Source organism: Wolbachia endosymbiont of Aedes aegypti, assembly GCF_021496215.1.
Taxonomy (GTDB): domain Bacteria; phylum Pseudomonadota; class Alphaproteobacteria; order Rickettsiales; family Anaplasmataceae; genus Wolbachia; species Wolbachia pipientis.
This window is the reverse complement of record NZ_CP090902.1, coordinates 247,400-259,719: the sequence shown is the minus strand read 5'-3', so window position 1 is coordinate 259,719 and position 12,320 is coordinate 247,400. Positions and strand designations below refer to the sequence as shown.

General features: G+C 38.4%; 13 protein-coding genes and 3 pseudogenes. All 16 read right to left on the bottom strand.

What is annotated here, in order from left to right; all coding sequences use genetic code 11:
• Positions 1-23: 23 nt before the first annotated feature.
• Positions 24-284 (bottom strand): head-tail joining protein, encoded by a 261-nt coding sequence (locus tag L0Z58_RS01365; protein ID WP_010082171.1) that lies wholly within the window; start codon positions 282-284, stop codon positions 24-26.
• 90 nt (positions 285-374) lie between these two features.
• Positions 375-1,376 (bottom strand): major capsid protein, encoded by a 1,002-nt coding sequence (locus tag L0Z58_RS01360; protein WP_010962476.1) that lies wholly within the window; start codon positions 1,374-1,376, stop codon positions 375-377.
• 77 nt (positions 1,377-1,453) lie between these two features.
• Positions 1,454-1,825 carry a head decoration protein gene (locus L0Z58_RS01355; RefSeq protein WP_010962475.1) on the bottom strand — a complete coding sequence of 124 codons (372 nt, stop codon included), beginning with the start codon at positions 1,823-1,825 and terminating at the stop codon, positions 1,454-1,456.
• Positions 1,826-1,848: 23 nt separating this feature from the next.
• Positions 1,849-2,861 (bottom strand): IS110-like element ISWpi14 family transposase gene (locus L0Z58_RS01350; RefSeq protein ID WP_076611893.1). Its coding sequence is split into 2 segments (ribosomal slippage): positions 1,849-1,973 and positions 1,973-2,861, totalling 1,014 coding nucleotides; the frame shifts between segments, so codons are not numbered across the junction.
• Positions 2,862-3,290: 429 nt separating this feature from the next.
• Positions 3,291-3,473, bottom strand: coding sequence for a hypothetical protein (locus L0Z58_RS06885; RefSeq protein WP_369800659.1), 183 nt, complete (start codon positions 3,471-3,473; stop codon positions 3,291-3,293).
• A 30-nt stretch (positions 3,474-3,503) separates the two neighbouring features.
• Complete coding sequence (locus tag L0Z58_RS01345; RefSeq protein ID WP_369800658.1) at positions 3,504-4,385, bottom strand: S49 family peptidase; 882 nt, start codon at positions 4,383-4,385, stop codon at positions 3,504-3,506.
• Between the two features lie 65 nt (positions 4,386-4,450).
• Positions 4,451-5,868 (bottom strand): annotated as a pseudogene (locus L0Z58_RS01340) (phage portal protein).
• Between the two features lie 119 nt (positions 5,869-5,987).
• Entirely contained in the window at positions 5,988-6,296 is a 309-nt protein-coding gene (locus tag L0Z58_RS01335) for a type II toxin-antitoxin system RelE family toxin (protein ID WP_010082196.1), read from the bottom strand.
• On the bottom strand, positions 6,277-6,498 hold the full coding sequence (locus L0Z58_RS01330) for a hypothetical protein (RefSeq protein ID WP_010082195.1): 222 nt from the start codon (positions 6,496-6,498) through the stop codon (positions 6,277-6,279). Before L0Z58_RS01330 ends, L0Z58_RS01335 begins: the two co-directional genes overlap by 20 nt.
• A 200-nt stretch (positions 6,499-6,698) precedes the next feature.
• Positions 6,699-7,112: a hypothetical protein gene (locus tag L0Z58_RS01325; RefSeq protein WP_010082194.1), complete on the bottom strand. Its 414-nt coding sequence runs from the start codon at positions 7,110-7,112 to the stop codon at positions 6,699-6,701.
• A 45-nt stretch (positions 7,113-7,157) separates the two neighbouring features.
• Positions 7,158-7,379 (bottom strand): gpW family head-tail joining protein, encoded by a 222-nt coding sequence (locus L0Z58_RS01320; protein ID WP_010082193.1) that lies wholly within the window; start codon positions 7,377-7,379, stop codon positions 7,158-7,160.
• Positions 7,379-9,205 carry a phage terminase large subunit family protein gene (locus L0Z58_RS01315; protein WP_010962473.1) on the bottom strand — a complete coding sequence of 609 codons (1,827 nt, stop codon included), beginning with the start codon at positions 9,203-9,205 and terminating at the stop codon, positions 7,379-7,381. The genes L0Z58_RS01320 and L0Z58_RS01315 overlap by 1 nt, the downstream gene beginning before the upstream one ends.
• A 169-nt stretch (positions 9,206-9,374) precedes the next feature.
• Entirely contained in the window at positions 9,375-9,866 is a 492-nt protein-coding gene (locus L0Z58_RS01310) for a MarR family transcriptional regulator (protein ID WP_010962472.1), read from the bottom strand.
• A gap of 16 nt (positions 9,867-9,882) precedes the next feature.
• Positions 9,883-11,112, bottom strand: coding sequence for a DNA modification methylase (locus L0Z58_RS01305; protein ID WP_010962471.1), 1,230 nt, complete (start codon positions 11,110-11,112; stop codon positions 9,883-9,885).
• A gap of 126 nt (positions 11,113-11,238) precedes the next feature.
• Positions 11,239-11,607 (bottom strand): annotated as a pseudogene (locus L0Z58_RS01300) (Holliday junction resolvase); the annotation flags it as partial.
• Between the two features lie 314 nt (positions 11,608-11,921).
• Positions 11,922-12,050: pseudogene (locus tag L0Z58_RS06995) on the bottom strand (Holliday junction resolvase); the annotation flags it as partial.
• Positions 12,051-12,320: the final 270 nt, after the last annotated feature.

Sequence of the window (12,320 nt, the reverse complement as noted above, 5' to 3'; positions counted from 1 at the left end):
TGAATTGGAAGTATTTTTTAATTTTATGATACAGCTTGAACAATTTTTGTAATTTTTTTGTTGACTTGCAAGACGGTATCTACTACTGGCTGCAATACATCGAATATACTCACCTCCAAAATCAATATCTCCCCTACAAATTGTCCTTCACCAATCTCGTATAATTTATCTGGCTGTTGTTTTAATATTTGCACCATATATGACTTATCCTTTGATTCATACAACGCTTGCTGCCCTAGATGTGCAAAACAATCTGCAAATAATCTTTTAATATCTCTAAACATAATTTTTTAGTTGCTTTTTATTCTTTAGTTGATATAATGCCTCCTGTTCGGGGTATTAAAAACAATCTGCACTTAGCTTTACCTCACCTGTTATGCAGCAAGTTTTACAAGTATACCTGGGCGATGGCACATTGGTAGAGGGTTTGATTGGGTATGAAGGTCAGTCCCTCTATCAAATCTTCTTGGCTCTTGTTTTGCATAGAGCGGTTGTCCTAGTGTATTTACCGTTTCATTAAAGTCCGCTGGCGCAAAGTAAGTAGTAAATGTGCTTGCTGTACCAAGTGGAAAACAGTGACCTGTATCTTTCTCAATAAATCTTCTCACGGTTCCTTCAGGATCAGTTGCTTGTCCTCTGTATTCCTCAAATGTTATTCCACAAAACGTAAATCCTGATCTCATATCATTCCGAAGCGCTGCTCCTTCTTGCCATCTTTCATATGCTTCTTTTACTTTACTATGCGAAGTTAATGCATCAAAAAATTCAGGGCTTACCAAAGCATGTACTCCTGTCATATATTCACCACTTAGATTATCTTCTATATGCCGGAGTACTTCCATACACTTACGCTTTACATCTGTTGTTGCTATTCCCAGTGCAAAATTTACTACTTTTGGCGTAATTTCAAATTCGTTGTAAAGATTTAACAATTCACTGCCATCAGCGTCCAGAATAATCCCTTTCAACGCCCCCATTCGCAAATGTTCTAACGTTATCGCGTGCTTGTTCCTCATCAATTCCAGATGATCTGTTACCACGTTAGCCAACGCTTTCAGTTCATTCTCTGACCCAAATGCCCTTATCCCTTGCACTTCCTCAGGTAACACTACGTCATCATGGGGAATATGTGGTATCGTAAACGTTCTTATTTTTCGTTTTCCACGTTTTCCCACTGTTGCTGGTGCTCCGGGAACTTGCGTTGGTAATAGGCTCAAAACACCGTTTTGCTCTTCTATCGTAATATGTCGGAATCTTACCGATCTACTTGGAAATAAATTTAAGCTTTCTGTTCGACCATAATTTATCGGCAATATGTTTATTGCTTTAGTTAATTCCGTCATACTAAATGCTGAATTTGTAAATGGATTTTGCATGTTTTTTCCCCTCTAATGCTGTAGATGTTTGTTGGCTTTTAAGCCCTTTGCGAATGATTAAGATGTTTGCTGGGCTTCTAAACCCCTTTGCGGATAATGATGCCTCGTGCTTCAAGTTGCTTTATTGCTGCAGCTTTCTGCTCTTCTGTTATATTTGCTGGCCACACAACTGCATGATCTGCTAGCATTGCTATACGTGTAATGATTACTGCTTTGGTATTTTCTTTCACGTTTACATCACTTGCTATCACTCCTATAGCTGTTTGCGTACCATCTGTTGCAGTTGGATTGATAATCTTAATTACATTATCTTCAATATTACAGCCAACTACAGTACCCAAGCTTAGGTTTTGCCCCTTTGTTACTGTTATTTGGTCTCTTGAGTATAGATTTGATGCCTCATACTTTAATAGGTCACCAAGGTTATTTTGTTCGGTTATACAACTCATAAATGTTTCTCCTATGATTGTTGTCAATAAGAAATTTCATATTTTGTAAAATCTTTGAAAATCCAGTTGTTTTTAAGAGTATAGAAAATAGTTGTGAGAAACTTCCTAGCAGTAGCAATAATAGCCTTAGCAGAACCACGCTTTTTTTCACACGCTCGTAAAAACTTTTCAGATAAGGACTATAACGTATAGCAATCCAAGTACACTGTACTAAAGAAGTACGCCCAATTTTTGATCCACGTTTAGTAATTCTTCCAATTGTGCATTGTTGATTGGATTGAGAAACTCGCGGTACAACTCCAAAATAAGCTGTAAGTTTTTCAGGATTACTAAAATCATTAATATCACCAATTGTTGCAACAAAAACTGCTGCAGAAATCGCACCAATACCTTTAATGCTGATGAGATTATTAAATCCAGGAAGCTGCTGAGCAAAAGCTATAATTTCCTTTTCAAGTTTTTTGAGACTTTCTCGAATGACTTCCAGATTACTGCTAATCACTTCAATCTCAACCTTTTCCAAGTGACTCCAATCATGTTTACCAAGAGAGCATTCAAATCCCGCTTTGATTGTCAGTACTTCCTTTTTAATCTTTATTCCGTGGTAATTGAAAAGTCCATGTATTTTATTGATTAAAGATACCCGTGATTTTACTAACTGATCTCTTGTTTTAAGAAGAGAAGCTAACTGTTGGCATTGTTTGCTCTTGCATTTTGCTTCAGGCAACATATCTTTGCTGAGAAAAAAAGCAATAGCTCTTGCATCATGTTTATCTGTTTTGTTCACAGAACGACGAATAACTTCAAATTGCAAGGGAGCAACCACAACAACGCGCTTAACGTAAGGTGACACTTCATCATAAAAGAAACAGCTATTTCCCGTTGCCTCTAAGGCTACTTCATCTGTTTCTTGAAGATTTTTGATAAAATTACCTAAATCCTGTAAGCGAAACGTTTTAATATACTCTGGTTTTTCCTGTTCTAAGTAGCAAGCAGTGAAACTATTAGTATGTAAATCAACACCTATGTAACGCATAAATCTTCTCCCTTATTGAATACTCCAACATATCAGAGTAGAATATTACCGGTTGGTCCATTCTCCTATACGCGGTCACTAAATTTTATAGGCCGCACGATGGTTTTCGGTGGCAGGGGCGATTAATCTCCTTCACGAGGTCTTTTTCCTATACTGCAAAAAGCAGAAAGGGCCTCACAAACATTTTCAATCTGCCACCTATCCACTCTGAGAAGGTATTATCTTCTCATGCTTCCAACCAAGCAATAACTATTCATACCATCTCCTTAATTGTTTTACCGCCGCTTTTGTTAGTGTTATATACGGCGGTTACAAGATTTGTTTACCGCGGTGTTTAAAGTTGCTATACGTCGCGGTGAAAACTTTATAATTGTCTATTCTGGCGGACTTGTTTACCGCGGCATTTGTAATTGCTGGTACCTAAATTTCTCAAATGCCAGATTGCGCTCGAGTTCTTGCTACCTGCATCATTAAATCTTCTGATGAACTTTGTGGTATTGTGCTCAGTATCTCTGTCTTCTTCGTTCTCTCCGCCAGTATCGACATTAATATCTCTTGGGCTTGTTTTGCGTTTACATCCTGCTCAATAAATTCTCCTATCTTCTCTGGCATCTTTGACAAATTACACAATCTTATTACCTCTCATACTTCCTTGCGGCACCTCTCATAACCTATTCGTTTTGATTCTTCCATTAACTCATCAGCATCGATGGTGTGGCCCTTATAGTTAAATTCAGCTTTACTCATATTGTTTCTCCTATCTATAAATTCAGAATATGTTATCACTTCATCAGCAAGTCCAATCTCTATTGCTTTCTCACCAAAATATAGCTCTGCTTCCGTTGATTTGATTTTTTCCGTGGAAAGATTCCTATTTCTTGCTACAAGCTCGACAAACATCTCATATAGGCGGTCTACTTCATCTTGTAAGCTTTCCACACTTTCTGATGTTATCGGCTCATGCGGATTTAAATCGTTTTTTCTCTTTCCTGCAAATACTGTGGTATATTTTATCCCCTGTTTTTCATCAAACCCACTTTGATCTATATGACTTGCTATTACTCCTATGCTTCCAACTCCTGAAGTCCTCGTTACCAATACTTTTTCAGCACTTGACGCTATTGCATACGCCGCAGAATACGCATCATCATTTGCTATTGCTACGATCTTTTTTAATCCCCTTGCTTCGTAAATAAAATCAGAAAGGTCGAATAAACCGTTTACTTCCCCTCCAGGGCTGTCTATGTCCAAAATTATTGTTTCTACTTCTTCATCTATTAAAGCTTTTTCTATCTCTTCACGTATCTTCTCATATGATGTCATTCCCAACATGTCATCAAAAGCTCCTGGTTTCTTGGTCAAAATTCCATGTATTGGTATTATTGCTATTTTTTCTACGTTGTTTTCTGCAGTGTGTTTTATGTTTTTAAACGTAGGGTGTTTTCCAGCATGTAATGACAATAATTCAAAACTCCTTTGCTCTATCATCATCGGCTTATTCATCCAATTTATTTGTGTCGTCATATGTTTTTAAAATTTTTTATTTGTGTCTGGGGCAATAAAAACCCATTTGTCATAGAAATAGAATTTTATATCATTTCAGCATTAGAATTCACATCAGAATCAAAACTTAAGCCCAGTTCACTCGCACGTCTTTGATCCTCAGCAATTTCTTGGTCTATTTCTTCTACATCATAACCTAGTTCTGAAACCACTTCCGATCGACTCTTAAATCCATTTCTTACTGCCATTTGCTGTGCTTGCTGGTCTTTTAGTGGATCTACGTAAGCACACCCTTGCGGTATCCATTTTACCTCTTTTGCTGTTTCTTTTGCCCAATTTTCACCTATGTCCAGTTCTCCAGAGAGTAGTGCTAATTCTAGCCACCTATTCCATACTGGCCGGCAAAGCTGAAATACTACCACGTTATGCTGTAACATCGCGCACTTCCTACGAAACTCTATTAACCCAGCTCTTATTGATGAATAATTGACACCACTTAGATCTCCTGTTAGCTGCTCGTAAGTTATCCCTGTGCCTACTGCTATTGCCCTAAGCTGCTGTTTCATGAATGCTTCATAACTTCCCCCAACGTCTGATGGTTCCGAGAACTTAATATCTTCTCCGGGATCAAGTAATTGCATAGTCCCAGGTTCTAAGCCAGACAGCGCTACTCCATGTTCATTACTCTCTCCTTCTCCCATGATGTTTGCTTCAGGATCAAGTCTGGTAATAAATCCCGCAAACATTGCTGCAGTCTTTTTTCTGACTAATTCCGCATCATCGTATTGATCAAGTTCATAGAGCTTTAACAGTACACTGGACAACCATGGTACTCCTCGAATCTGCCCAGGTCTTAGTGGTCTATAGATATGTAAAACATCGTTTGCTGGCACTCTAACTGATTCTCCAAACGAGCCTTCACCCGGATGTTCTCGAAAAAGGTAATACGCTTCTCTTTGCCCAAGTCGGTTAAATTCAATCCCGTTTCTAATTACATTACCATTGGCAAGGGTTTGATTGCTCTTATTGTCTAAATGCTCTGACTCAAGTACTTGTAATTGCAACGGCACACAAAGACCATCTTCTCGTTTTCTTGTTCGAAGTCTTACAAAACATTCTCCTCCTTCTATCATGCTCCTACAAACCAAAGCTTGTAACCCATAAAATCACTTACTCCACTACTGTCTGCTTCATCTGTCCATCTCAGCCATAATTCTTGCACTTTTTTCCGAAATTCTCCATCCTTGGCTTTTGATTGCGGTTTTATTCCCGTTCCAACGCAATTACTCACTATCGTATCGATTATGTTTGCCGCATAGGAGTGCTTTCTTACCATGTCACGTGACCGACTACGCAGGTGTTCAAGGCTCTGGGAAAGTAAGCTATTTATACTTCCTACTTCTGGTTGAAAGTGCAATAATCTTCTTCCTGAGCCTGACGCATCCCAGGCTGAGCTCTTGATTTTTGGTTTGCGGAATAATTGTTTGAATGATTTGAGTAACATTTAGACTATTAATTGGGCAATAAATTGTTGCGCTATTTAAAATTACGTCAAGCTGCTGGAGAAAACAAGCTGTTGACATTTTCTATTTATGCAAGAGATTCCTGCACAAATGTCTTTTCTTAATGTTTTAGTAGATCTAATATTGCCTGCTTGTAAATGTTGTCCCTGTGTCCTATTGAAACAATAGTTACTTTACGTTCTGCAGTATTTACACGATAGACGACACGATAATCATCAACTCTTATTCTTCTGTGTCCTTTTAATCTATTACGTAGCAATACACCATTACCAATGGGATCAGTTGCAAGATACTCTCTTATTGCATCTTTAATTTTTGGCTTTATAGCTTCTGGTAAGGAGGGCAAATTCCTTTTAAGAACATGCTTAAGGTATTTTATAGTGTACCGCTTATTTCCAGATGTCTTCACTATCCTCTACTTCTTCTGAATCGTCAGCATCAAGCTCCCTAACAATTTTGGAAAACGCAATGTCTTCTGCTTCAAGCTCAATTGCTTCTTTGATTAGCTTTTCTGTTAATTTTTGAACAGACTGCTTAGTTGCTTTAGCTAGTTCAATAAGATGCTGTGAAGTTTTTGGATTGAAGGTTACATTAACTCTTGAGTTTACCATATGTTTAACCAAACCTAGATGTTACACTAATTATACAGTATCTCTTTTAATTTTTCAATAAGTATTTCTTTATACAATCCCTTTGTTCGTCGAAATCACAACTCTCCTCTTTACGTCCCGGATCTCCTTTAAATACTTAACAATTGGTTAACCAATTTCCTCAGCTTTTTTCCGTTAGGATAATTTTTTCCGCATTCAATTTAAACCATTAGATGTAGTCTCCCTGCCATAACATGCTCTATAGTAACGTCTGTTAAAAACGTACTCACTTGCTCATTAAAGCTTTCTCGATCATAAGGAATATCTTGTCTTCTACCCAATTCTTCTGATGTTCTTCCTCCAGCACTCCTAATAGCACCTTCTAATTCTCTAAATGCATTGTTATTTATTCTCGGCCTTTCATTTATTCTTGGATTATTACCTTGACTGTCAAACATAATTGCACAATCTAAAGCTGTAAACTGCCTGCCATCAAGAGTCATAATAGTATCATTAATGTGATCTTCTCCTAATTGATTGACAATCTCTAATGCCCTTGTATTACTACTCCCCAAAGAAATAGACCCCATTTCTTCAAGTAGTTCTCTTTGCAATCTTTCTACATTTCCTATCATGTTACCCCTATATTTATAAATTATCTAACGTACAGTATTACATTTTCACTTGTCAATTCCTTTATTCGTTGAAATAACAATCTTTCTCTTCACACCTGCAACTTTCAGCTCAGCTTTAATGCGTTGTCTTAAGCTCAAGAGGTCATTTATCTGCACTTCTCCGTACCTAACCACGTGATCGCCATATGCAATCGATACTACTCTTTCCCCGCTCTGTAGCTTCTTTATCGCTTCTTTTACTTGAGTTAAATATTCTTGGTTGTACATCAACTTTTCTCACTCAACCATTGACTTCTTCTCACTTTTTTTGACTTTTTAGCTTTTTCACCTACTAAACTCTCCCACTTACTCTCTGGCCAACGATCAATCCCCAGGGCAATAGACGCTGCTCTTGCGTAAACTCTGCAATCTAATACTTCATTTCGGTCTCTTATCTTTTGCCACTCTTGTTTGGTATATCCTTTTACTACTTTGGTAATTAGTTGCTCTGCGGTTAGCTGCTTAAAATATTCAGGTGGATATTCGGGAAAATGACAATATCCCGGCGCCCCTTCTGTTAAAACATTCAGCAACTGAAACAATTCTGACTTTAATATCGATACTCCAACTGGCCAGAGCTTTATTCCTCTTTTTAGCTTTTGTCCGCCAACTGTTACATCTACTCTACTTGGGCTGTTAAGCGGCACTAGGGCTTTGTTTACCCCTTTCACTGCCATTACTCTTCCCGATCCTTGATGACTTCTTACCCAATTGTATACCTCCTGTGTTGCATACCCAGCATCTACCGCCATCATACTTATCATGTATTCAAGCCCATTTTCACCGATAAAATGATGATTCAAGAGCTCTGACAGTTTCCCCCATACTTCTCCACTTCCAGTATCACCTTCTAATACCTGATAGTCTATTGACCAACTCTCACGACCCATACCCCATGCTACTACTTCTGCTTCTAAGCGGTCTTTTTGTACATCAACCCCTGCCGTTAACACTATTTTTCCACCTTTTGGCACCATGCCTATCGGAAAATTTTCTCGACGCTCAAATAGTTGCTTCCAGTCTGGTACTTCTCCCTTATCTACCCAGGTTTCTCCGAGTGTTGTATTTATCCAAACTTTTAGTAATTGTTCATTTTCCTTTGCATGCAGATAATCTTCCACTGCTTGTTTCCAACTATACCAACCAACTGGGCTATACAAGCTCGATAAATGAAACCCTATTTTTGCCTCTTTTTTTCCCTCCTCCCTAGTTGCTCTCCATTCACCTCTAGCTAGCATCTCTGTTTTTTGATGGTTTTCTATTTTGCCGCTGTATTCTATACACACATAATGGGCTGTTGAGGGATCTTTATCTTTCCACTTTATCTGTGACCATTTCAGCACCTGATAGTGATCACAATGTGGACAAGGTACAAAAAAGTATCGTTTGTCTGAACTCTCAAATTCCTTCTCTATTCTGCTTATTCCGTGAACCGTTGGTGTTGAAACTAAGAATATTTTTCTCCGCGTAAATGTATTAGTTCGGGCTATGCTGAGTAAAACTGGATCTCCTTCTCCTCCTGAATCTCCTGGATATGCATCTACTTCATCTAAAAAAAGATATCTTACCGGCATTGAACGTAAACCCACTGGACTGTTGGCACCTGTTACTACTACCGTTCCTCCGGGAAATTCCTTACTTTGTACAGTGTTGCCTGAATCTCTCGACCTTGGGTCTTTTATTTTACTCCTTAAACATGGCATATCTTCAATGAGCGGCGCAAATCTTCCCTTTGACCAACGCTTGCCCATTTCTACTGTTGGCTGTACTACCAGCATAGGGCCTGGTGTTTGGTCGATTATATATCCTATCCAGTTATTTCCAGCTTCTGTTCCGCCTATCTGCGCTCCTTTCATGAATACCACTTTTTCGGCCGGTGAAGACGAAGATAGTGAATCCATTATTTCCTTAAGGTACGGCGTTCTCTCTGTTCTCCATTTCCCCGGCTCTGATGATGCTATCGTTGAAAGTTGACGATTTCTATCTGCCCACTCTGATACTTTGAGCAGTGGATCTGGCTTTAACCCTGTATAAAAGCTACTGCTATATATCATAATGCCATCTGCTGCAATTTTTATACTTTTACACAGCTAAGAGAAAAAGGTATTTTCCCTCTACAATAAGTATCTGCTGACGCTTTACTTAAAATCATTATTGCAACTAATATGTGAATTAGGCTCACCAAGGCGATAAGACGCTTTTTCAGTAATTTATATGTAGTCATTAAAATACACTTTGTGTCAGCTCTTCTAAAGCTGTTCTGATTTCCTCAGTCAGTGTCTCATGGATCTTCTCTGTGTCATTTATCGATGCTAGTAACGCTGAAACCCTATCTGGAATGTTAAGCAAATTATTACGGACAACTCTTGCAACATTAAATGCTTCAGTCTTTACTTCTTCTACTGAGATAAGTTCACCAATCTCAGCTTTTGCTTTTGCCTCGAGCAGTCTTCCCCGCTCCATCTCATTTTTTATCCGCGTTTTTAGCAACATCATGGAAAGTTTATTATTTCCCACTTCTTCACCTTCTGGATTTTTTCTCCTCAGTGGTTGACTTGGATCTCGTATTGCTGCCACCGCTTCATTTGCTTGTTCTCGGTCAATCAAACCATCCTCCAGCTCAACTATTCCTTTCTTTACTAAGTAACAGACGTATTGCTTTGAAACTCCTAGTTCTCTTGCCCATTCCGTCTGCGTGATTTTTCCTCCTTCCACTTTTTTCTCCCTTCTTTTACCGTTTTTCTTCTTGAATTTGGGCAAAGGTTTTGCCAGTATTGGAAAGTATCGCTTCTCTTCCCGTGTATACTTGCCAACGTTTTATGGTCACATCTACAAACGTAGGATCTAGCTCTATCGTTCTACAGATTCTTCCTGTCCTCTCACATGCAATCAACGTACTCCCAGACCCGCTAAATGGATCAAGAACTATGTCCCCTGGTCTACTGCTGTTTACTATCGCTCTCTCCATTAACTCCACTGGTTTCATCGTTGGGTGCAGTGAGTTGTACGTTGGCTTATCGTAAAACCAGAGATCACTTTGATTACGTCCTCCATGCCACTCACGCTTATTGCCATTTTTCCAACCGTAGAGTATTGTTTCGTATTGTCTTTGATAATCAGATCTTCCTAGCGTAAAATGATTCTTTGCCCAAATTATAAATGTCGACCAACGACCACCTGCTTCTTCAAATACCTTTTGCAGCGTTGCCAGCTCGGATGATGATGCACAGATGTAAATTGCACCTTTGGTGTACGCTAAAACGTGAGAACAAATGTCATACAGAAAAAGTTCGTATTTTTCACCTTGATCATCGTTTAGTATTTTTTTGTCTTCTCTTTCCTGACTGTCACCATATGCTACGTTATACGGAGGGTCACACACGGTAATATCTGCCATTTTATCGTCTAATACCGCTTTAAATGATTCAACCAGACAACTATCACCACAGTAGATTCGATGACCACCTAAAATCCATAGATCCCCTGGTTTTGTTATTTTTACCTTTTTGCTATCACCGGCTAAGTCGGAAAAATCTTCTTTTTCACTGTTTTCTCCATCTAAATCATCAAGAAAACGTTGAACCTTTTCCAGCTCAAATCCAGTCATTTTTAGGTCAAACTGCAAATCTTCTAACTCTTGAATTTCCAACTTCAAAAGATCATCGTCCCACTTTGCCCAGTTAGCTGATTGATTTGCTAGTAACCGAAAAGCTTTGGTTTGGGCTTCACTTAAGTTATCACTGAGGACTACTGGAATACTTTCCATACCCAGTTTTCTTGCTGCTTTGAGGCGTAAATAACCATCAACCACAGTGCCATTGCTTTTTGCAACTATTGGAATACAAAACCCAAATTCCCGAATAGAGGCGCACATTCTGTTTACTACATCGTCATTCTTGCGAGGGTTGCGATCATATTCGACAAGATTTTCAATAGGATAGTAGTGTGTTGCTAAGTTCATATTAGTGTATTAAATTGCTATGTTTAAATTCTTAACAAAAAGTTAATAATTAAAAAACGTCTGACGCTGGAGAAGGTCCGGGGTTTCGCTCCCAAATCAGCCTTGCTGGCGGGAAGGACCCACTTCCTATGCGCTATCTAGCATGTTAAAATCTTTACTAAAATTATTAACATAGAACATCAACGCCAAAGCATCCCCCTCATTGTCATCTTGAGGAATAAACCCTTTTCCCTTCACAGCTTCAATAACTTCACTTTTACTTGCATTACCCTTACCGGTGATAAAGCGTTTTATCGTCTTGACAGGTACACCTTGATAAGGTATATTGTTTTCCTCGCACCAAGCTGTTAAATGAGCTAGAAAGCCTCCGTAGCAATGAGCAGCATCAGTTCCAAGGTGTCTTCTTACTTCTTCAAAATACACTGCTTCAATATCTGAAAATCTTTCCCTCATCTCATTGAGCCACCTACGAAAATTTAAGAAGTGCATTCCACCTGGCTTTGTTGCATCGCTAGCTATGATGGATTAAAGATAAAAAAGATAGGGAATATCAGTAGCTTATTATTCTGGTATTTATAACAAGAACGGTCAGTGAATACCTAAATTTGAGTAAAAGAAATTTCACTACCACTCACTAATCTGGCTAAAATTCAAGAATTTCAATGCTTTAGCTATTTTCAATAGAATTAAATTTATTAATATAAATAACAAATTACTATTCTTAAATTTGATCAGATTGATTGCAAAAAAACAAGATTTTCAATAGGTTGCTTATAATCCTAACTATAGTTAGCCTTTCATAAGTAGCGATGCAACAAAGCCATTCCACCTCCGCTGAAACGATTACCATGAAAACTTTCACTCCCACTTTGAATTACTCCATCTGTAAGAATAGCCCAGCCGGTTTGTTTGCCGAGGTCGAGTGTGAGGATTGACATTTGCTATTATTTAAAACTATAAGTAGCGCTAAATATCGTCTGGTTCCTTCAAAATACGCTATGAATGGGTTTTTGTTGGCCAATGACAAGAATCTTATGCTACCTACCTTAGTTAGGACTTGGTATTATATATATTCACCGATTTTACAAAAACTGTTCACTTTTTTTTAATTTTTCTTTGCAAAGCGTAAAAAACGTGCTAAACTCACCTGTGAGTTTGCTATACAGTAATAGAATTGCTAAGAATGCCATTTATTCGAGTTCTAAGGG